At 59.3% G+C, this 21178-nt stretch carries 22 protein-coding genes; 3 read left to right on the top strand and 19 right to left on the bottom strand.

Translation table 11 applies throughout. The features are described 5' to 3' along the window. Nucleotides 1-12: 12 nt before the first annotated feature. Nucleotides 13-1317, top strand: coding sequence for a DUF2868 domain-containing protein (locus H3L93_RS01085; RefSeq protein ID WP_003797946.1), 1305 nt, complete (start codon nt 13-15; stop codon nt 1315-1317). A 305-nt stretch (nt 1318-1622) separates the two neighbouring features. Here the strand turns inward: H3L93_RS01085 and H3L93_RS01080 are convergent, their stop codons facing one another. The 16 genes from H3L93_RS01080 to H3L93_RS01005 all read right to left on the bottom strand — a co-directional run bounded on the left by H3L93_RS01080 (nt 1623) and on the right by H3L93_RS01005 (nt 15938). Continuing rightward, nucleotides 1623-2354, bottom strand: coding sequence for a hypothetical protein (locus H3L93_RS01080; protein WP_003797949.1), 732 nt, complete (start codon nt 2352-2354; stop codon nt 1623-1625). Then, nucleotides 2342-3376 (bottom strand): beta-ketoacyl synthase N-terminal-like domain-containing protein, encoded by a 1035-nt coding sequence (locus H3L93_RS01075; protein WP_003797950.1) that lies wholly within the window; start codon nt 3374-3376, stop codon nt 2342-2344. The genes H3L93_RS01080 and H3L93_RS01075 overlap by 13 nt, the downstream gene beginning before the upstream one ends. Continuing rightward, nucleotides 3373-3663, bottom strand: a complete 291-nt coding sequence (locus tag H3L93_RS01070; RefSeq protein WP_003797952.1) for an acyl carrier protein — start codon at nt 3661-3663, stop codon at nt 3373-3375. The genes H3L93_RS01075 and H3L93_RS01070 overlap by 4 nt, the downstream gene beginning before the upstream one ends. Nucleotides 3664-3721: 58 nt before the next feature. Beyond that, nucleotides 3722-4336 (bottom strand): DJ-1/PfpI family protein, encoded by a 615-nt coding sequence (locus tag H3L93_RS01065; protein ID WP_003797953.1) that lies wholly within the window; start codon nt 4334-4336, stop codon nt 3722-3724. Between the two features lie 203 nt (nt 4337-4539). Continuing rightward, nucleotides 4540-5790, bottom strand: coding sequence for an ABC transporter permease (locus H3L93_RS01060; protein WP_003797957.1), 1251 nt, complete (start codon nt 5788-5790; stop codon nt 4540-4542). Next, nucleotides 5787-6683, bottom strand: a complete 897-nt coding sequence (locus tag H3L93_RS01055) for an ABC transporter ATP-binding protein (protein WP_003797959.1) — start codon at nt 6681-6683, stop codon at nt 5787-5789. Before H3L93_RS01055 ends, H3L93_RS01060 begins: the two co-directional genes overlap by 4 nt. A gap of 13 nt (nt 6684-6696) precedes the next feature. Further along, nucleotides 6697-7698 (bottom strand): BtrH-related acyltransferase DarH, encoded by a 1002-nt coding sequence (gene darH / locus H3L93_RS01050; RefSeq protein WP_040559028.1) that lies wholly within the window; start codon nt 7696-7698, stop codon nt 6697-6699. A 35-nt stretch (nt 7699-7733) separates the two neighbouring features. Continuing rightward, complete coding sequence (locus tag H3L93_RS01045) at nt 7734-8126, bottom strand: DarG family dialkylresorcinol biosynthesis protein (RefSeq protein WP_003797965.1); 393 nt, start codon at nt 8124-8126, stop codon at nt 7734-7736. A 2-nt stretch (nt 8127-8128) separates the two neighbouring features. Beyond that, on the bottom strand, nt 8129-9262 hold the full coding sequence (locus tag H3L93_RS01040; RefSeq protein ID WP_003797967.1) for a beta-ketoacyl-ACP synthase III: 1134 nt from the start codon (nt 9260-9262) through the stop codon (nt 8129-8131). 117 nt (nt 9263-9379) lie between these two features. After that, entirely contained in the window at nt 9380-10294 is a 915-nt protein-coding gene (locus H3L93_RS01035) for a flavodoxin family protein (RefSeq protein WP_003797970.1), read from the bottom strand. A gap of 111 nt (nt 10295-10405) precedes the next feature. Then, nucleotides 10406-10996 (bottom strand): LolA family protein, encoded by a 591-nt coding sequence (locus tag H3L93_RS01030; protein WP_003797972.1) that lies wholly within the window; start codon nt 10994-10996, stop codon nt 10406-10408. A gap of 38 nt (nt 10997-11034) precedes the next feature. Beyond that, nucleotides 11035-11472 (bottom strand): acyl-CoA thioesterase, encoded by a 438-nt coding sequence (locus H3L93_RS01025; protein ID WP_003797974.1) that lies wholly within the window; start codon nt 11470-11472, stop codon nt 11035-11037. 20 nt (nt 11473-11492) lie between these two features. Continuing rightward, entirely contained in the window at nt 11493-12422 is a 930-nt protein-coding gene (locus H3L93_RS01020; RefSeq protein WP_040559030.1) for a lysophospholipid acyltransferase family protein, read from the bottom strand. Beyond that, nucleotides 12419-13138, bottom strand: a complete 720-nt coding sequence (locus H3L93_RS01015) for a glycosyltransferase family 2 protein (RefSeq protein WP_003797980.1) — start codon at nt 13136-13138, stop codon at nt 12419-12421. Before H3L93_RS01015 ends, H3L93_RS01020 begins: the two co-directional genes overlap by 4 nt. Continuing rightward, nucleotides 13135-14226, bottom strand: coding sequence for a FlxJ family methyltransferase (locus H3L93_RS01010; RefSeq protein WP_003797982.1), 1092 nt, complete (start codon nt 14224-14226; stop codon nt 13135-13137). Before H3L93_RS01010 ends, H3L93_RS01015 begins: the two co-directional genes overlap by 4 nt. A gap of 38 nt (nt 14227-14264) precedes the next feature. Next, the gene (locus H3L93_RS01005) at nt 14265-15938 is read right to left on the bottom strand and encodes an ApeI family dehydratase (RefSeq protein ID WP_040559099.1); all 1674 of its coding nucleotides are present in this window, start codon (nt 15936-15938) and stop codon (nt 14265-14267) included. A 301-nt stretch (nt 15939-16239) separates the two neighbouring features. On the opposite strand from H3L93_RS01005, the gene H3L93_RS13055 reads away from it, so the two are divergent. Both H3L93_RS13055 and H3L93_RS00995 read left to right on the top strand, forming a co-directional pair. Next, nucleotides 16240-16773: a hypothetical protein gene (locus H3L93_RS13055; RefSeq protein ID WP_003797988.1), complete on the top strand. Its 534-nt coding sequence runs from the start codon at nt 16240-16242 to the stop codon at nt 16771-16773. 40 nt (nt 16774-16813) lie between these two features. Continuing rightward, on the top strand, nt 16814-17410 hold the full coding sequence (locus H3L93_RS00995) for a 4'-phosphopantetheinyl transferase family protein (RefSeq protein ID WP_003797990.1): 597 nt from the start codon (nt 16814-16816) through the stop codon (nt 17408-17410). A 48-nt stretch (nt 17411-17458) separates the two neighbouring features. Here the strand turns inward: H3L93_RS00995 and H3L93_RS00990 are convergent, their stop codons facing one another. The 3 genes from H3L93_RS00990 to pyk form a co-directional block, all read right to left on the bottom strand. Next, a complete protein-coding gene (locus H3L93_RS00990) occupies nt 17459-18691 on the bottom strand; it encodes a beta-ketoacyl-ACP synthase (RefSeq protein WP_003797992.1) in 1233 nt (410 codons plus the stop codon). Next, nucleotides 18691-19419, bottom strand: a complete 729-nt coding sequence (gene fabG / locus H3L93_RS00985; protein WP_003797993.1) for a 3-oxoacyl-ACP reductase FabG — start codon at nt 19417-19419, stop codon at nt 18691-18693. Before fabG ends, H3L93_RS00990 begins: the two co-directional genes overlap by 1 nt. A gap of 136 nt (nt 19420-19555) precedes the next feature. Next, nucleotides 19556-21031 carry a pyruvate kinase gene (pyk, locus tag H3L93_RS00980; RefSeq protein ID WP_003797995.1) on the bottom strand — a complete coding sequence of 492 codons (1476 nt, stop codon included), beginning with the start codon at nt 21029-21031 and terminating at the stop codon, nt 19556-19558. Nucleotides 21032-21178 lie beyond the last annotated feature (147 nt).

Here is a 21178-nt window from a genome sequence, read left to right as displayed (position 1 = left end):
GGCAGCCTGAAAATGCCCTATCACCACACCGAACTCATCCGCCTGCTGGAACAGCGCGGCTACATTTTCCCCAGCGACCCCGCATCCATCACCGAAATCCTGCGCCAAGCCGATGGTACGCCCGAAGCCAAGCTCCACCGCCGCGCCCAACTGATAGACCGCGACCAAACCATCGCCCAGCGTCTCGCCCAGTATCAGCAACGCCTGCGCTTCGCCCGCCGCGTTGCCTGCGCAGCATGGTTCATCATCGGGCTGCTCGGCACATACCAACTGATGCAACAAAGCAGCCTGAATTTCATGCTCATCCTAGTCGGCATACTCGGCGGCAACAGCCTGATGCTGATTATCTGGCTGATAAGCCTAACGCAAAAATACCGCGCCCCCACCAGCATCCCCCTTTGGCTCACAGGCAGCCTGAAAGACCCCATCCACCAAGCCCTGCTGGAACACGACGCGCAAACCGCTGCCCAGCCCCCCTTTCGCTGGATACGCGGGCGCATCAGCCACCAGCTCGCCCTATGCGGACTAGCAGGAATGTTCACCGCCAGCCTAATGCTGCTCACCGTGCGCCAATACCAATTCAACTGGCAAAGCACCCTGCTCACCGACCAACACTTCGCCCAAATCATCCGCGTCCTCGCATGGCTGCCCACCCGACTCGGCTTCGCCACCCCATCGCCCGACATCATCGCCGCCGCCCGCAACCACTACCACAGCGAACACGCCGCCGCATGGGGCATCCTGCTGCTGGGCAGCATCCTGTGCTACGGCATCGCCCCCCGCCTCATCGCATGGATCATCTGTTGGCAACAAAGCCGCCGCCACCCCCTTGCGCTCAATCTCGCCCTGCCCTATTACCAAAACATCATCCAAAAATGGCAACAACACATTATCGACGACAGCAGCGACTACCAACCCGACCGCCCCACCATCGCCCCCACCAAAATCCCGCTCAACCACACAGGCGCGCATTGGGCAATTTTGCTAGAAGCCCCCGATGCCCCCGACAACTGGTACAACCACATTCTCGGGCAAGACTGGACAAACAAAGGCAGCATCGTTGAGCGCGCCCAGCTCGCCGACCTGATTACCGAACTCGCCGCCCAGCCCGTGCAACTGCTGATAGGCATCCGCGCCCAGCAAACCCCCGACCGCGGCATCGTGCGCCAAATCAGCAAACTCGCCCAAGCCACCCAACACAACATCATCATCCAACTCTTGCCCAGCAACCCCAGCAGCCAAACCCCAGCCGAACAAGAACGCCGCGCCCAATGGCAGCAAGTGCTGCACGAGCATGGCTGGAATGGGTTGAATTAACGCGCTTTCTTGTTTACCGGTATTCGCGCAACACAAAGGCAGCCTGAAACCGCATCTACACGTTTCAGGCTGCCTTATCTGTTTGCCGGCCCATCCACGCCACAACCACACAAAACCTTAACCCAACCATTCCCCGTCGTAGAGCCGCGCCTAGCAACCAAAAATGTCGGCGAGCCGCCGACGCGCCATTTTCAGGCTGCCTCATCCTTAGCCCATCATCACTTTTCAGGCTGGCCATTGTTCACATACAAAAGCAGCCTGAAACCGCATTCACACGTTTCAGGCTGCCTTTTATCTCGCTCGCCTCACCCGATTTTGTCCTGCGCCATTGTAAAATCCGCCGCGCCCACCAGCACATCCCAACCGCCCGCCGCCAACACGCGCTCTTTTTCAGGCTGCCCGTTCAGCCAGCCGCATACGTCTTGCCAATAATAGGCATCGGCACGCCGCTTTTCCTGCGGGTCGGGCGCATCGCGCCGTTTGACGCGCACCACCGCGCCCGTTGTTGCGCCGTGTTCCAGCAGCAGCCAAATGCTGCCTTCTCGGGTGCAGGGGTAGCCGGCGTGGTGCTCGTAGCACCAGCCGACCGCCGCCTGACCGCCTGCGTGTAACGACAAGGCGGCGGCGAGCAGCGGGTAAAACTGGCGGTTCGGGCGGTTGTCGGCGGGGACGAATACAGTTGCGCCGCTGCTGCCGAGCATCTGCGCGGCGTGGAACGACGGGGCGTTGTGCAGGTTGGCGATAAAGTCAAAAGGCATGGCGGCGGCGTGGTTCAGCACGTTGTCGGTCATTTTTTCAAATACCGACGGAGATGAAAACGGGGCGGCGGTATAAACGGCGCAATCGGGCGCAACGGGACGGATTGGTTTGAGCAGGTTTGCGCCGAGCGCGGCAAGCAGGCTCAGGCGGCTGAAACGGCGCGGGTCTTGCCCGCTTTGCTGTTGCAGCGCGACTTTGAGGGGTTTGCCGCCGACCGAGGCATCGGTGTCGAAGCGGGCGGCGGCGGTGATGCGGATGTTTAAGTCTAGGATGTCCATTGCCAGATGCTTGCGGTGTTGCTGCCGCCGAAGCCGAAATGGTTGGCAAGGCAGTAAAGGTCGTCTGAAAGGGGGATTTCGCGCCCGCCGATGCCTGCTAGCTTGCGGCTGCGGAGTGCTTGGGCAAGCAGGGCGGTTTCCAGCGCGGCACTTGCGCCGAGGGTGTGCCCGATTTGCGGTTTGAACGCCGCCAGCGGCGGGGGCGTGCCGAATACGCGGTTGAGCGCGGCCAGTTCGGCGGCATCGGTGTCTGCCGTGCCGATGCCGTGGGTTTTGACAAAGGCGATGCGGCTTGGGGCGAGATTGGCTTGCGCCAATACGCTGAGGAGCAGGCGGGTTTGTGTTTCGGCATCGCTTTGCACGAGATGGCCGCCTGTGTTGGCGGCGGCGGCGATGAGTTTCAGACGCGCTTTCTGCGGTGGCGCACCGGCGGACAATGCCAATGCTGCCGCGCCTTCGCCCAATATCAAGCCGTCGCCGCCGAAGGGGCGGTATTCGTCTGCAAACAAGCCGAGGCTGTGGAAATGCAAGAGCGTGAGGCGGTTGAGGTTTTCTATGCCCAGCACAAACGCGCGTTCTGCCAGCCCGTGCGCGAGAAAGCGGTGCGCCTGCATCAGGGCGTGGGCGGACGAGGTGCAGGCGGTGGCGGTGTTGAAGATGTTGCGGTTACCGCTGCGGCGGGAAAGGTCGTCTGAAAGGTAGAGCAGATGGTGTCCCGCATGGGGTTCGCCCACCAAGCGGCGGTTTTCGTATTCAGAAATGAGATATGCGCTGGATGCGATGAAAACGGGCGCGGTGTGCCAGCTTTCAGACGGCCAGCCTGCGTTTTCGGCGGCGCGGCGCAGGTGCTGCTCGGCGGTGTCGGCAAGCTCGGCGCGGGACAGGCTGTCGGACGCGAAGGCGCGGTAGTATCGGGCGTGCTGCGGCTGTCCCAAAAAGGTAAAATCTATGGTTTCAGGCTGCCTGAAAGCGCGCTGCGGGTTTGCCGCGCTGGTTGCCGCCATGCCGCACAGCCACGTCATGCGCCATGCTCCGCGCGGACAAACGTTGCCAAATCGCGCACGCACATCATGTGTTTGCGCACCATGCGGTCGCCTTGCAGGCGCACGGCGAAATGCTGCTGCAACGCCACGCTGATTTGCAGTGCGTCCAGCGAATCCAAGCCGACGGGGCTGTCGTCGCCGAACAGCATCAGGTCGTCTGAAAAATCGGGCAGGTCAATCACATCGGTTTTGTCGGCTTCCTGCAAGATGAGTTTTTTTAATTCGGTTTCCAGGGCTTCGGGGGCTAGGGTGAAGGTGTAGGGCATGGGAGGACTTTCTGGATTAAGGTTGGGATAAATGGGCAGTCTGAAATTTTGGCAAAAGCTAAAATTTGCCCAAGCCGTGCAATGCAGCGAAATCATCTTGTTCAGCATCGGTTTGGTGGGCGTATTCCGTATCGTTGGCAATCTGCCGCGCCAAGTTTTCGCCGTATTGGTCGGCGATGAAACCCAAAGCCATGTCCATGCCTGCCGCTACGCCTGATGATGTGTAGAATTTTCCGTCTGCTACCCAGCGTGCCGCTGCTTTCCAATCTACGCCGCTGCCAAAGCTGCTTGCCCAGCCAAAGGCTTTTTTGTTGGACGTTGCCGAGTGTCCGTCCAAACAGCCTGCCGCCGCCAGCAACGCCGAGCCTGTGCAGACCGACAGACACCATTTTGCTTCGCGCACACGCGCGGCGAGCATCTGCAAAAATGCGTTGCCGGACACCAGCGTGCGCGTGCCCATGCCGCCGGGGACGAGCAAAACCGAGCCTGCGGGCAATGGCGGGCAGGCTTCGGTTTCCATCACAAAACCCGCGCCGCTGCGTATTCTGCCGCCGTTTGGCGACACATAATGCAGTGCGCTATTGGGAATACGCCCGAGAAAATCCGCCGGACCGATTAAATCAAGCGCGGTGTAGTTGTGGTAAACAAGACAGTAAATTTCAATAGAATTCACGGTTGTCCTTTCTAAATTGTGATGTGCGGCAGCCTGAAAACGGAGTTGGCGTTAATAATCAATGGTTTCAACAAATTCTGAATTTGTAGGTCGGGCATTGATGCCCGACGTTTTTTTAAATTCGCCCATGTTTGTCGGGCATCAATGCCCGACCTACGGGCTTTCAGACGACCTTTCAGGCAGCCTGAAACCTAAAAAACCGTTCAAAACCTAACCTGCGTCCGCAACTGCCTTTGATACACCCACACCGCCGCCGCCAGCGACACGGCTGCAAACCCCGCCAACAGCGCGAGATAAGGCGCGATGCCGTGCAGTTCGCTGCGGTTGAGCAGCAGCGCCTGAAACGCTTTCAAGCCCCATGCCATCGGCGACACCCAAGTGATGTGCTGCATGGTTTCGGGCATCACATGGGCGGGCACCATAATGCCGCCGAGTGCCGCCATCAGGATAATGCCGCCGCCGCCCAGCACCACGGCGTGTTCGGTGGATTTGGCGCATACGCTGATGAAGAGCGCGTAGCCGAGCGCGGCGGCGGATACGGCGGCAGACAACAGCGCGTAAGGCGCAAGGCTGCCGTTCAAAATCAATGCGCTCACGCCGATTTCGGGCAGCAGGTAACGCCCGAGCAGCAGCATGCCGGCAAACTGCAACTGGTTAATCAGAAAATACGGCACGAGTTTCGCCGCAATTAGCCCCGCCGCGCCCGCGCGCGCCAGCCGGAGCCGCGTAATCGTATTGGTCTGCCGCTCCAAAGCCATCACGTTGGACAGCGGTATCATAATGAAAAACATACCGAAAATCAGCCACGCAGGCACGCTGTGCTGCACGGCGTTGGGCTTGGCGACCGCGCCGCTGCCCGCGCTCAGGTAGTGCTCTTCCAGCATCGGTTTGCCCAAAAACGCGCTGACGACATCAAGCTGTTCGGCGTTTTTTTCGTCTATTTTCTTTTGGATGTCTTGGCGGATGGCGGCGGGCAGTTTTTTGTTGTCGATTGTGATGCCGCTGTTGTCAAAATAGGCATTGATGCGGGTTTCGGTGTAATGCTGCTGCAACACGCCTTTCACCGCCGCCAGCCACGAAGGCTCGGTATCGGGCGCGACATAAACCTGCAAGGGTTTGCTGTCGGCGAGCTTGTCGGCGGCACGGTTGGGATTGTGCAAAACCAGTTGGAAACGCCGGTCGTGCAAACCGCTTTGCGCGTCGTCGAGTTTTTCAGGCTGCATCAGGGTTACCTGAATATCGTCTTTTGCCAAACCGGCGGCAAACTGCTTATTGACCGCATCGTCTGCAACGCCCACCAGCGCGATGCGGCTGCCGTGGTGCGGGTCGGCATCGCGGCTCAGCGCGACCGACATAATCAGCATAAACGTAATCGGCATCACGAACAAAACCGCCAAACCGTGCAGGTCGCGGCTGAGCAGTTTCAATTCTTTAACAAGGGAGGCGGCAATCATGGCTGTTCCGTTTCGCGGCGCAAAAAGTCCAAATAAAACGCTTCCAGCGAGCCGTGTCCCTGCTGGAAATAGCGAATTTGCGTGCCGCTCTGCTGCAACGCCGCATACACCGCCGCCGCGTCTTGCTGCGTTTGCATCATGCCGCGATTGTCCAGCGGCGCGGCTTGGAGCATGGCTAGGGTTTCAGGCTGCAACATGGGTTCGGTGATAAAGCGCACGGTTTGCGCCTGCGCGTTTAAGAGCTCGTTCAGGCTGCCCTGATACACCAGATGCCCGTGTTGCAGCAGCGCAATTTTGCTGCAAAGCTGCTCAATTTCGGGCAGATAGTGCGAGGTGTACACCACCGTTACCTCCTGCCGCGTCAAATCCGCCACGCTGTCCAAAATAAAGCGGCGCGACTGCGGGTCGATGCCCACGGTAATCTCGTCGAGAAACACCAGCTGCGGCGCGTTGACCAGCCCGACGGCAAAGTTCAGACGGCGTTTCAGCCCGCCCGAAAGATGCTTGGCGGCTTTGTGCGCGTGTTCCTGCAAGCCCGCCTGTTCTATTAGACCGCGCAGCTTGTTCTTATCGCGCATTTTGTAAAGCGAGGCGAAAAACAGCAGGTTGTCCCATACCGAAAGCTGCGGATAAAACGCGAAATCCTGCGGCACCAGCCCGATTTTCTGCCGCTCGGCGCGGGAAAGGCGGTGCAGCGGTTTGCCGTCAAACAAAACCGCACCGTGGCGCACCGGCTGCAAGCCCGCCAGCAGCGACATCAGCGTGGTTTTGCCCGCGCCGTTGTGCCCGAGCAGCCCCAAGCATTCGCCATCGGCAATGTCAAACGACACATTATCGAGCGCGGGCGCGGCGGCGCGGGGGTAGTGGTGGGAGAGGGATTGGATTTGAATCATGGGGCGGCTCGTTTCAGGCTGCTTTGCGTTTCAACGCCCGCCACAATGCTTCTTCTTTATCGGCAATCCCGCGCAGGAAGGCGGCGATTTCGGCGCAGCCGTTTTCAGACGGCTTTTTGCATTGTTTGACGCACAGGGCGGCAAATTGCCGCCATTGGTCGCCGATGGCGGTCATGGTTTCCGAGGCAGTCTGAAAAGCGGGTTCGCCGCAGATTTGCGCCGCCTGTTCCAGAAAATAGGCGTAGATGTAGCGGAAGCCTGCGCCGCCGGTGCCGATTTCTTCCTGCATCCGCACCAGATGGCCGAGAAAGAGTTTTTGGTATTTTGCGTTATGTTTGGCGGGCAGTTTTTCAATGGTTTGGGCGACGGTGCGGATGCCTTTTACGCCGACGAAAAACACGGGCGCGAGCATATGGCGGGCGTTTTTGCGGATGGCGCGGCGGATGATGGCGGGCAGGGCGGCTTGGATGTTTTCAGGCTGCCTTTGGCTGTCCAAGGTGTACATCATGCCTTTGGCGGCGAGTGCGCCTTTGGCAAAGCGGGCGCGCTGCAAATCGTCGCTTGGGCAACGCTGCACGCTTTCAAACACGGGGTCGCTAATCAGATAATCACCGCCGTCTTTGCCGTACACCAAGAGGTTGTGGGCGTTGAAGTGGAAGCGCATCTGCGGCGGGAAATAGGGCAGCCAGAAAACGGAGGTTTGCAGTCCTGCGAGTTTGCCTGCGGCCAGCGCGTTGTCGAGCGCGGCTTTGCCTTCTTCGGGGCGGGCGAATTTCTGCACGCTGAGTTTCAGCCCGAGCACCCGGCTGGTGCGTTTGATGATGCTGCGCGGCGGGCAGCGGTAGGAAACCAGCGGCATGCCGTTAAGTTTGACAACGGGCAGCCACACGAAGGTGAGCGCATGGGCGATGCCGAAAACGAGGGCTTCGTTGAGCGGGTAGCCGCTGTGGTTGAGCAGGGTGGACATCACGCCGCTTTCGCAATGGGCGGTGTGCTGGTGGGGGAAATCGGTCATAAAGGGTCTCGAAGGTTTCAGGCTGCCTGAAACGGTTAATCGGTTTGTTTGAGCTGTTCTACGCTGAGATTGAGTGCGTCGGCGTATTGCTGCAACGCGCGCGCGGGCAGCTTGGCAAACACATCGGGGCGCAGGTGGCGGCGCGTTTGCCATTGCCAGAAGCCTGCGGCGGCGGCCAGGCTGGCGATGTCGTGACGGGCGCGGTACATCTGGTAATACAGCGGGGAAAATTCGCCGCGCAACACGGCGGCGCGGGCGGCTTCGGTTTGCGCGTCCAGTTCGTGCACGGCAAGCGCGGTGGCGTAGGCTTCGTCTGCCCAGCCGCTGCTGGTGGCAGCTTGGTAATGCCCGCCGTGCGTGCCGTAGATGATTTTTTTGTGTCCGCCGTAGCTTTCGCTTTGGTCTTGGGGGATGTCGTCGATGTCCATTTTCAGGCTGCCTCCAACAACATGAAACAAGTGGAAAACCGCCCGCTCTCGGGGATGTAGCACAGCACTTTCTGCCCGCGCTCAACGGGGAAACGGCGCATGAATTCTTCCAGAATGATGTAAATGGAAGCCGAGCCGGTGTTGCCTTTTTCTGCAAGGTTGGTGAACCATTTTTCCTGCGCAATCGGCAAGCCTGCGTTGGCCAGCCCTGCGGCGACTTTGTCGCGGAAAAAGCCCGATGAGTAATGCGGCAGAAACCAGTCGATGTCTTCGGTTTTCAGGCTGCGTTTGGCGATGATTTGCGCCAGCGGTTTTTCTATGGTGTAGGGGATGATGTGTTCGTTGAGCAACTTCACGTCTTGCTTCACCGCCATGATGCTGCTTTGCGCGCGCTCGTCTGCGCCGACGGTTTTCCAGCCGTGGAACGCGCCGTCGCGGATTTCTGCGCCGGCATACATGCAGGGCGGCATTTCGTTGGCGTAGGACCATAGTTCTATCCAATGGATTTTGAAATTCAGGCTGCCGGCAATGGGGCGGTCGGCAAGCAGTGCCGCGCCCGAGCCGTCGGAAAGCATCCAGCGCAGGAAGTCTTTTTCAAAGCCGATTTCGGGCGTGGCGTGGTGCAGCAGCCTGAAATCGGTTTCGCTTTGGAAGATTTCGCCGCGCATGATGGCGGAGGCGTTTTCCGAGGCAACGGCGATGGCGGCGGCGTGTTCGCCCGTTTTCACGGCTTGGTAGGCATATTTCATCGCTGCCATGCCCGAAACGCACACGCCTGCCAGCGAAACGGTTTCGCACGGCGGCAAACCGCTGAGCCCGTGCACCATCACGCCGTGCCCCGGCATGGTTTGGTCGGGATAGGATGTGGCGCAGGCAAGGCAGGTGGCATCGCGGGCTTCGGCGGGCAGGCGGCGCAGGGCTTCGACGGCGAGTTCGGCGTTGGTGTGGGTGGCGGCGCGGGTTTCGGGGTCGATGGCGTAGTGGCGCGCGATGATGCCGTTGGCGCGCAAAATCATGCGGCGCACGCGCGAGGGAATGCCGCCCGCCATGCCGAGCACGGCTTCCATTTGGTCGTTGGAAACGGGGGCGTTGGGCAGGAAGGCGGCGGTGCGGGTAAGATAGACTTCGTTGGTCATATTGGTGTGCAAACAAGGGGTTTCAGGCTGCCGATGGGCTGTTGGTTATCAACGCATCTTGGCAGGGCTATATGGTTTTCAGGCTGCCTGTGTTTTGAGGCAGCCTGAAACGGAAAATCATTCGCCCGATGGCTGGGCATAATGGTGTTTGGCTTGGGCAAGGCGGCGTTTGAGCAGCGGATGCAGCAGTTTTTTCAGCACGATGCTGATGGGGATAACGGTCAGAATCAGCGTAATCAGAAACACGATATACACCGCCAGCAGCGCGCGGCGCAGCAGCGGCGACACGCGCCCCGCTGCCATCAGCAGCCTGCCCCACAGGTAAAAGCTGCGGGATGCGGCTTTTTCGCTGAAAATCAGTTTTTCGTCCACCCGCGCCGCGCCCATGTTTTGAAACAGTGTTTCGTCGAGCGGCGCGCCTGCCAGCAGGGCATCGCGCAATTTTTCGCCGAAACGCGCGCCGTCTGCCAGCTCGTTTTCGGCGATGCCTGCGGCGGGCAGGCTGCGGAAATAGCGTTTGTTGCCCGTGAGCAGCCATGCGGGCGTGGTAACGAAGCTCGCCGCCGTGCCGCAGGCATCGGTTTTCACGATGTTGCCGACAAGTTGCGCGCCGTTTGCCGCGAGCAGCGTTTTCATTTTTTCCTGCGCGGCAAGCCACATATTGCGGCAGCCGATGAGCGTAATCACGGGTTTGCCCGCCAGCAGGCGGCGGGTTTCGGGGCGTTGCAGGAAAGCGGCGATGGGCTGCGAGGGCGCGAGAAACCACACGGTATAGGCAATCACCACTGCATCGTAATCATCGTGCGGAATCTGAGGCGGCTCGATGGGCGCGGGGCGCAGATGCGCGGTTTCGGGAAAGGTGTCAAAAAACTGCCAAAACCGCCACGGGAAAGGATAAGGCTGCTGCGGCACAAGCGGCACGCAATCCGTAACCACACCCGCCTGTTGCAGCGGCTTGGCAAAATATTGCGCCAGCGCGCTCAGCTGCCCTGTTTGGGAATAGTAAACGATTAAAACTTTTGGGACGGTCATGGCGGGGGATGCGGAGGCAAAGTGTTGAATTATAGCTTTTATGTGCGGTTTTTTAAATGAACGGCAGCCTGAAAGTCAAAAAAGCGGCTTTCAGGCTGCCTTTGGCTTGATTTACAGCGCGCTTTTGGCAAATTCGCCCAGCGGTTTGCCCGTTTGGATTTGCTCAAACTGCATCACGGTGCGGTCGCCCTGTTTTTCGTCCAATTGGATTTTGCGCACGACCGTGTCGCCGCTGATGCCGATGCGGGTGAAAATTTGGCGCGTAATCGCGGTTTTCGGGGTCAGTTGCAGCGTCCATTGCTGTTCCGTGCCGCTGAGGGCGAGGTCAAACTGTTTTTCCAAGCCTTGCGTGTTGCCGCCGAGCAAATCCAAAAAAAGCTGGATTTGGCGGTTTTGACCGAGCTTGCTGGCGTTGGGGTTGGCCCACGCGCTGCCCGTCCATTGCATGATGCCGTCTGCGCGCACGCGCAAGGTGGTTGCAAACGGTTTTTCCATTTGCCACAGCAGCCCTTTTTTGGGAATCAGGACGAATTTGCCCTGCGTGGTCATCGGTTTGGACAGCGATTTGAGATAACGCTGCTGGGTAAACGCGCCTTGCACGTTGGCGGGTTTTTGCAGCGTTTGCGTTAGATTGGCGAGGGAGAATGCCCACAACGCAGGCGCGGCAAACGCGATGCCGATAGAGAAAAGGTATTTTTTCATATTGCGGTTTCTTGATTGGATGATGGGATTAAGCGGATTCAGGCAGCCTGAAAAGTGGGATGCCGGCGCACGGCGTTTAGCCAGCTTTCGGGCGTTTGAAACTGCATTTCGCCCGTTTCCATGGACACGGCGGCTTGGGTGGTGGCGGCGCGGGTGAGCGTTTCGCCGCTTTGCGCGTCGCGGATGGTGTAGTCAATGCGCAGGCAGCTTTCAATTTCCACGATGGCCATGTCCACGCGGATGCGCTGCCCGAACCGGGCGGGGCGGACGTATTTGAAATCCATTTTCACAATCGGCCAGCCGTAGCCCTGCCGCGCCATTTCGTTGTAGTCGTAGCCGATGCCGGCGAGAAACGCACAGCGGGCGACTTCCAGATATTTCACATAATTGCCGTGCCACACGATGTGCATGGCATCAACATCAAAAAAGGGCACTTCCAGCTCGTGGCTGTGGCGGCAGTAGACGTGTTTTTTCATGGTGGTGGTTTTCCTTGTTTTCAGGCTGCCTCATCGCCCCAAAAATCGTAAAAATTAAACCATTGCAGCGGGTTTTTCGCGCATTCCTGCGCCATGGCATCGGCAAATTGTTGCGCGGCGGCGGCAACTTGGGCTTGGCGATTGCCGCGCGACCAGCCTGCCGTGTCGGCAAAACGGCGCAGTTTCAAATGATAGCGCCCGTTTTCTTTCATGCAAAACAGCGTGTTCACTTGCGTTTTGAGCAATGCTGCCAACAGCCAAACGCCTTGCGGCACGGGCGCGGCGTGTCCCAAAAACCGCACCGCAACCGTTTTTTCGCCACGCACGGGCACGCGGTCGGCGGCAATGGCAAGCCATTCGCCCGCGTCGATGCGGCGGTTCAGCTCCATCATCAGCGCGGAATCCAAATTCGTAACCTGTATCATTTGGATGCGGTCGGCGCCGGCTTTTTCCAGCGCTTCGTTAAACGCCTGCGCGTGCTGGCTGTGCACCAGCACGTTGAGCTTGAAACCCTGATGGTGGTCCACCAAGGCGCGGCAGATTTCGGTGTTGCCCAGATGCGAGCAGGCGAAAATCTGCCCGCGCCCGCCGCTGTCCACCATATCCGATACGCCGTCGGGGTCTTCCACCACCAAATCGGCGTAGCGGATTTTGCGCTGCCACACGGCGAAACGGTCGCAAATCGCCACGCCGAACGCGGTAAATTGGCGAAAATGCGCCATGCGCGGCAGGGCAAGCTGGGGAAACGCGGCAAGCAGGCGGGTTTGATAGCGGTGCACATGACGGCGCATGCGCGGGGCAGTGGCGTAAAAATAGCACACGACCAAGCCGATGCAGGGGTTCAGCAGCCATGCGGGCAAATAGCGCACCATCAGCGTGGTCAGCGCCAGAAACAGGCGGTTGCCGCGCTCTTGCTGCGCCGCCCAATGCTGTGAATGCGGCGGTTTCATGGTTTCAGGCTGCCTGTGATGCGCCGCCACAGCATCGTGCAAAACAGCCGCGCGTGCATTTTGCTGATGCAGGCGTTATCTGTCCATGCGCGAAAATGCGACACGCCGTCTTGCGCGTAGCGCACGCCGGTCGGTATCCAAACGGGTTTCACGCCGCGCCAATACAGGCGCACCAAAATCTCGGTGTCAAAATCCATGCGGTTGCCCAGCCGCTCTTCGCGCACCACGGCAATGGTTGCCGCCAGCGGATAGAGCCGAAAGCCGCACATGCCGTCTTTGATGTCGCGCGACCATGTGTGCAGCATGTTCCAAAAGTCGGTGATTTTGCGCCCGTAGAGCCGCGCTTTGGGCGCGTCGTCGCCGTATTGCGGTTCGCCGCAAATTATGTTTTCAGGCTGCCTTTGCGCGGCGGCGATGAATTGGGGCGTGTCGGCAAGGTTGTGCTGCCCGTCGGCATCCACTTGCAAAACGTGGGTGTAGCCGTGCTCGGCGGCGTATTGCAAGCCTGTTTTCACCGCCGCGCCTTTGCCGCCGTTGCGCTCGCGGAACAGCACGCGAATGCCGTCTGCCTGCAAATTTTGCAGCACGGGGCGGCAGTCTTCGCGCGAGCCGTCATCAACAATCAGCACATCCAAATCAAAATCACGCAGGGCATGGGCAACGCTGCCCACGGTGCTAGGGTGGTTGTAATGCGGGATAAGGGCGAGGAGGTTCATGGTTTCGCTTTCACGCAGCGCAAAATGCTGTGCCCCACGCCGATGTCGTCAAAGACTTCGGCGATTTCCAAGCCCGCATTGCGCACGCAGCGCGTGAGGTCTTCCGAATGGAAAATTTTGCTGTTGCCGTTTGCCATGGCGGTGAAATAAACGCTGGTGAGCGTGAGGCAGTAGGCGGCGGTTTCGTAGCGCTGTCTATCCCAAAACGGCTCCATAATGTACACGCTGGCATGCCCGTCCAATGCTTGGGCGGCGCGGCGCAAGATGCCGGTGGCTTCGTCTTCAGAAAAGCAATCCAAAAACTGACTCATCCAGATGGCGTCAAAGCCCGTTGGGAACGGCACGTTTTCGTCCAGCAGGTTGGCGGCGTGTCCGTGGATGCGCTCCGCGCCCGTTTTGCCGTGCGTGGCTTGTTTCATTAAAACAAGCTGCTGCGGCAAATCCATAATGGTTACGTTCACGCGCTCGTCAAACGCCACGCATTTCAATGCCCAGCGCCCTGTGTTGCCGCCCACGTCCAACAGCCGCCGAACGGGCCGGGCGAACACAATCGGCAAGGCAGCCTGAAACGCGCTGTCCGAATAAAAATGGTCAAAGCCGAACCATGCTTTCTGCGTTTCACTCGGCAGCGAAGAGAGCCCTTCGTAAATGGTCGCCCAGTTGCCGAATACTTTGAGCCCCTCGGGTTTGCCGGTTGCCAGCGTTTTTTCCAAATCAAACATGCCCTGATAGCAGACTTCCTGCACGAAATCCATATTGACCTGTGCGATTTTGTCTTTCAGCAAAAACCAGCCCGCTTTGCTGAGCAAAAAGCGGTTGTCGCGGGTGTGGATGGTGCCGATGGAGAGCGAGGCTTCAAGCAGCACCTGCGCGGCGTATGCGCTGATGCCTGTCTGCCGGGCGATTTCGTCTTGCGTGAGCCCGCCGGACGACTGGTTCAGCAGCTCAAAAATGCCGTATTTCAACATCAGCCGCGATACTTGGAACACAATCGGCGCAAAGGCGATTTCCTGCGCGAGCCGCTGCGCTTCGCCTGCGGTTTGGTGTTCTTGCGAATAGCGTTGTTCTAATGCGGGGAAAAGTTTCATCGGTTTTCCTTTTGGTTTGGGGAATAAGGTTGGCGTTTTCAGGCTGCCGCAAACACAATCCGTCCCGCCGCGCAAGGCTTGCCGTTGCCGGTGATTTTGAATGTGAGCTTGTTTTTGCCGGCATCGTATTGCAGCGCGACAGACACCTCGTCGTGCGGGCGGATAAACTGCTGGTATTTCAGGTTTTCCACCCGCGCAACGCTTTGCCTGCCCCACGGATAACGCGCCGCCAAATCGCGCGCCCATTGCAGCTCGACCACGCCCGGCACCAGCGGAAACGAGGCGAAATGCCCGCCAAAATAGGTTAAATCCAACGGCACGCGCCCTGCGAACACGTTCGGCTCGGTTTCCTGCCATTGTGGCGCGGTTTGCGGCGCGGTGAAGGCAGCCTGAAAATCGGCGGCGGCGATTTTTGCCTGCGCGTTGCGCGGCAGGGTGTCGGCAAAACGCCAATAGCGCGGCAGGGCGGTTTTGTCTTGCGCGGCGGCGAGATGGCGTTTGAGCGCGTCGGCAACCGCCGCCCGCCCGTGTTCGCGCAGGGCGGCGATGCCTGCGGCGTTTAAGGCTGCCCACACAGCGATGCGGCGTTGCTGCGGATGCAGGGCGCAATGCGCGTCGGCAATCCATTCGTGTTGCAGCAGACTGTGTTCGATTTGCGTGAGCGAAACGCGTTTGTCTTCAAATTTGATGATGCGGTCTTTGCGCCCCAGCAGCAGAAAGTCGCCGTCGGGCGCGCGTTCGACCAAATCGGCGGTTTGGAAACGCCCGCCCGACCAAGGCGAATCCGCCCACAACGCGCCCTCCGCATCTTGCCCGAACGACACGCCGTCAAACGGCCGCCATGTTTGCTGATGCCGGCGCGAGGCAATCACGCCCGTTTCGGTGCTGCCGTAAATTTCAAACGGGCGCACGGCGCAGCCTGCCAAGGCGTTTGCCGTGGCTTCGGGCAGCGCGCCGCCCGCCGACACGATGCCCGCCACCTTTTGCAAAACGCGCGGGTCGCGACCTTCGCCCAAGCGGTTGAGCACGGCGGGGCTGGCGATCCACACCGCTTGGCGGTGCGCTGCCGTAGCGGCGAGCAGGTTTTCGGGGTACACCGCCTGCGCGCGCTCCATCGTCCAGCCCATTGTGAGTGCCAGTGCAAAACGGAAAGTGAAGCCATACAGATGCTGCGGCGACACGCTGCCGATAACGGCTTCGCCGTTGCGCCCGAAAGGCAAGGCGGCGGCAAGCGTTTGCGCTTCCGCCTGCATCTGGGCGGCGGTTTTGATGACGATTTGCGCGTTGCCGCTGGAACCCGATGTTTTCAAATGCGCTTCGGCATCGGCGGGAACGGACCAGTCTTCAGGCTGCCTGCCGTTTTCAGGCTGCCTTTGCGCTTGCGCGAGGCATTCGGGCAGATGCCATGCTTGTTGGTGAACCAGATTGTCGGTGAGAAAAATATCCGCCGTTTCGCCCCAGCCGATGTTTTCCCGCGCCGTATTCGGCAGCAGCAACACCCGCGCGCCCGCGCGCCAAGCCGCCAACACCGCACAGGCAAACAGCGCGGCATCGTCAAACCACAGCGCGGCAGATTGGATGCCCGCCGTTTTCAGGCTGCCTGAAAGCGCGAATACCGCGCGGTTGAAGTCCGCCCGCGTCCAATCGGGGTGGGCGGCGATAAGGTCGTGTTGCGGCAGGTCGGGCGAGAGGATTTCGGTGAGCAGGGGCATGAGAAGCGGGAAGAAGTAAACGGGTTGGACGAGAATGGTTTCAGGCTGCCTCTCGTGGCAAACGGTTTGGGCGGTGCATCGCGGCGCAAGCGGCATTTGGCAAGATATACACGCTATCCATTTAATCTATAAAAAGATTTCCGTTTAAAAAGCAGCAAGATGCAAACATTGTAGAAATTTTTGCAAAGAAAGGCAAACCCAACGCGCTCAAAAAAACGAATTGATATACAAATACAAACGGATACGTTAAAATTGCCCCGTTTACCAACCTTAACATTCAACCCTGTTTTAGGAGACGCTTATGACTGTCCGTATTTCCCGAGTTTTGCTGTTGTCTGCCGCCGTAGCCCTGTCTGCTTGCGCATCCAAAGGCGAGCCTGCCGCAGCGGCGGAGCATGAAACCAGCCGCCCTGCCCCGCAAGTTGAGCACCGCGCTGCCGCCCAACCCGCCAGCGGAACCATCTGCCGCAGCATCGGCTCGGTTGCGGGCAAAGGCAAAAACGATGCCTATATGTGCAAAGCCTCTGCCGTGCTCAATTCTGCCGAAGCGCGCGAAGTGTTAGACCCGTCCATCCGCGTGTCCTACGGCAGCACGGGCAGCTCAACCAACGTGTCGCGCCAAAGCGCCAACGCCACAGGCAAATCAACGGACGAAACCTGCCAACGCGCGTTCCTCAACGCGGTCAAACGCTTCCAATCCACCGCGCAACGCCGCAACAAACGCGCCATCCGCTTGGTGAGCTTTTACGACCGCCAGGTCAAAGGCGGCAACGAATACGAATGCCACGTGGGCACTTTCCACAGCTATGTCGTGCTAAAAGGCAGCTATCACTGATTGCTTTCATGCAACCACCGCTTGGCGGTGGTTTTTTAATATGACCGATTTGATTTGTTTGGTGGGCACGCGCGCCATCGCGCATGAATACGAGCGCACCTTGTTAAGCCCAGAAGATGCCCGCCGCGTGGCGCAATCGCCGCAACTGGAAACGCGGTTGGACTGGCGGGTCAGCCGCGCGTTAAAGCAGCGGGCGGCTTTGCCCGTGGTGTCGCTGAGCCACAGCGCGGGCAACGCGGCGGTGTTGTGCGCCGATGCGCCGATTGCGGCGGGCGTGGATATGGAAGTGATGAAACCGCGCGATTTCGCCGCGTTGGGCGAATGGGTGTGCAGCGGGGAGGAACGCGCGTATTTGCGCGGATGCAGTTGGCAGCCTGAAACGTTTTACCGCTTATGGTGCAGCAAAGAAGCCTTGATTAAAGCGGCGGGCTTGGATTTTCCCGCGGATATGCGGCGCGTGGGCTATGACATCGTCGGCGGCGCAAAAGCGGGCTGGCGCGTGGACGGGCAAACCGGCTGGCAGGGCGTGGAGCGCGTGTTGGCGGGCAATATGGTTTTGGCGTGTGTTTGGCGCGGGGCGGGCGCGGCGGTGCGTTTTCGCTTGGCGGAGTGCGAACCCGCTTTTAAAGCAGCCTGAAAACCAATCGGCAGCCTGAAAATCAGTTTTCAGGCTGCCGACTGCTGTTTACCCACGCCAGCGTTTCAACACCAGCGAGGTATTCACGCCGCCGAAAGCAAAATTGTTGCTGACCACATAGTCCGTTTCTATTTTCCGCCCATCGCCGGTGATGTAATCGACTTTGCCGCAGCGCGGGTCGATGTCGTCCAAATTGACGGTGGGCGCAAACCAGCCGCCGTTCATCATTTCAACGGCAAACCACGCTTCCAGCGCGCCGCATGCGCCCAGCGTGTGTCCGAAATAGCTTTTCTGCGAACTCATCGGCACAAAGCCGAACACAGCTTCGGTGGCGAGGGTTTCGGCGATGTCGCCTTTTTCGGTGGCGGTGCCGTGCCCGCTCACATAGCCCACCTGTTCGGGGCGGATACCTGCGTCTTTGAGGGCGAGTTCCATGCATTTTTGCATGGTGTCTTTTTGCGGCTGGGTAACGTGGCTGCCATCGCTGTTTGCGCCGTAGCCGATGATTTCGGCGTAGATTTTGGCACCTCGCGCCCTCGCGTGTTCCAGCGATTCCAACACCAGCATGCCCGCGCCTTCGCCGATGACCAAGCCGTCGCGGGCGGCATCATACGGGCGCGGCGTGCGTTCGGGTTCGCCGTTGCGGCGGCTTGCGGCGTAGAGCGAATCAAACACATACACTTCCGAAGGGCAGAACTCTTCGCCGCCGCCTGCCAGCATGGTGTCAATCAGCCCGTATTTGATGGCTTCGTAGGCGTAGCCGATGGCTTGGCTGCCTGATGAACACGCGCTGGACGTGGGGATAATCCGCCCCGTCAGTCCGAAAAAAATGCCGATGTTGGCGGCGGTGGTGTGCGGCATCATGCGCACATAAGTGTTGGCGTTGAAATTGCGCGACGTGCCCATGAGCAGCAGCTCGCCCATATCGCCGATGTCTTTGGTGCTGCCGACCGACGAGCCGCATGCCACGCCCATTTTGCCGTTTTTAATCGTTTCGTCGCCGAGCAGGCCGGCATCCTGCAAAGCCTGCTCCGCCGCATCCACGCAAAGCTGCGACACGCGCCCCATGCTGCGGAGCTGCTTGCGCGTCCAATGCGCGGGCGGGACGTAATCGGGCAGCGGCGCGCCAAGCTGGGTTTCCAATTCGGGAAACCGCCCGTGCCAATCCATCTGTTTCACGGCGTTTTTTCCGGCTTTAAAGGCAGCCTGAATGCCCGCCCAGTCGCGCCCGAAGGCGGTAATGCCGCCGATGCCGGTAATCACAACACGCTTGGTTTCCATCAGCACAAACCTCCGTTTACCGCAATCACTTGGCGCGTGATATACGCCGCCTTTTCGTCCATCAGAAAGCGCACCGCGTGCGCCACTTCTTCGGGCGTGCCCATCCGCGCGGCAGGCACGGCTTTCAGAATTTCCCCCACGGGTACGTTTTCATCCACGATTTCCGTATCAATCAGCCCCGGTGCAACGCAGTTCACCGTGATTTTGCGCTTCGCCAGCTCCACCGCCAACGCCTTCGCCGCGCCGATGATGCCCGCTTTGGAAGCGCTGTAATTCACCTGCCCGCGGTTGCCCGTGATGCCCGACACGGAAGCCATGCACACGATGCGCCCGTCTTGGCGGCGGCGTATCATCGGCATGATGACGGGGTGCAGCACGTTGTAAAAACCGTCGAGATTGGTGCGCAGCACGCTGTCCCAATCGTCGTCTGAAACCGCGGGAAAGGCATTGTCGCGCGTCAGCCCCGCGTTCAGCACCACGCCGTAATACGCGCCGTTTGCCTCCACATCGGCGATCAGTACCTCGCGGCAGGCGGCGCGGTCGGACACGTCAAACTGCAACACGCGCGCCTGCCTGCCCATCTCGCGGATTTGCGCGGCAACGGCTTCGGCTTCATCGCGGCGGCTGCGGCAGTGTACGGCGATGTCGTAGCCGTCTTGGGCAAGGGCTAGGGCGACAGCTTTGCCGATGCCGCGGTTGGAGCCTGTGATTAAGACTGTTTTATTCATGGGGATTTCCGATATAAAGGTTTGTGTGTTTTCAGGCTGCCTGAAATCGGGTTTATAAAGAGACCTATTCAATTCAAAAATTCAAACAGATGCGGCAGCCTGAAAACGAATGCCCGTTTTCAGGCTGTCTTTGCCTTTATTCGCGCACCGTCCGCACTTCCAGCGAATTGGTGCTGCCGGTTTCGCGCATGCGCCGCCCGCTGGTAATCACATATTGCTCGCCCGCTTGGAACACGCCGCGCTCGCGCAGCAAAGCTTCCACCTCGGTGAACGCGGTTTCGTGGTCTTTGCTGGTGGTCAGTTTGAGCGGGCGCACGCCGCGATACATCGCCATGCGGCGTTGCGCTTTTTCGCTGGGCGTGAGCGCGTAAATCGGAATCAAAATGCCGTAGCGGCTCACATGAAACGCCGACGAACCGCTCTCGGTGAGCGCCACAATCGCCTTGGCGCGCACTTGTTTGGCAACGTGCACCGCCGCACTGGCCACCGCATGGGTGATTTCACCCGAATGGCTCACCGCGTGTTCGTCCACGCCCACCAGCGTATCCTGTTCTTTTTCCGCCGCCGCGCAAATCAGCGACATCTGGCGCACGGTTTCAAACGGATACGCGCCTACTGCCGTTTCGGCGGAACACATCACCGCGTCGGTGCCGTCCAACACCGCGTTCGCCACGTCGCTCACTTCGGCGCGGGTGGGCACGGGGTTGGTAATCATGGATTCCATCATTTGCGTGGCGGTGATGCTGAAACGGCGCAGTTCGCGCGCGCGCTTAATCATGCGTTTTTGCAGCGCAGGCACGGCGGCATTGCCCACTTCCACCGCCAAATCGCCGCGCGCCACCATAATGCCGTCGGATGCTTCAATAATTTCGTCCAAATTTTCAATCGCTTCAATGCGTTCAATTTTGGATACCAAGCCCGGTTGAATCGGCAAGCCCAGTTTTTCGCACTCTTCGGCAACGGCGCGGCGGGCGATGTGCATGTCTTCGGCGTTTTTCACAAAGCTCACCGCCAAATAGTCGCAGCCGATTTTCACCGCCGTTTTCAAATCGCGGAAATCTTTTTCGGTGAACGCGCCGGCCGACAAGCCGCCGCCTTGCTTGTTGATGCCTTTGTTGGATTTGAGCGTGTGGCTGTTGTTGCACACGGTGTGGATTTCGCTGCCCGCCACTTTTTCCACGGTAACGGTGAGTAAGCCGTCGTCCAGCAGCAGCACATCGCCCGTTTGCACATCGTTGGGCAATTCGCGGTAATCCAGCCCCACGCGCTCGCGTGTGCCCTCGCCTTCCAGCGCAGCATCAAACAGCAGTTTTTCGCCCGCTTCCACTTGGATGCTGCCGCCGGCGATTTTGGACACGCGGATTTTAGGCCCTTGCAAATCCGCCATAATCGCCACTTCCAAGCCGGCTTGCCGCGCCGCTTCGCGCACGATGCGGGCATTTTCTTCGTGAAACTCGGGCGTGCCGTGGCTGAAATTAAAACGCACCACATGCACGCCGCCGATGCTGATCATATCGCGCAACAAATCCACGTTGTTGCTGCCCGGCCCCAGCGTTGCCACGATTTTGGTGTTGTGGCGGATGCGCGTTAAATCACGTTTGATGGCTGACATAATGAATTCCTTGTTTTGCTTTGGGAAAATGACGATTATACCGTGTTTACCGCGTGGTTTTTTGCTTTTAACGGCGTTTTTGAAGGATGGTTACAGCGGGGTTTCAGGCTGCCTCTGGGGGATTAGGGCAGCCTGAAAAACCATTTT

It is taken from the genome of Kingella oralis (genome assembly GCF_014054985.1).
GTDB classification, from domain to species: domain Bacteria; phylum Pseudomonadota; class Gammaproteobacteria; order Burkholderiales; family Neisseriaceae; genus Kingella_B; species Kingella_B oralis.
The sequence above is the reverse complement of the archived record's forward strand: the minus strand, read 5'-3'. Positions and strand labels throughout refer to the sequence as shown.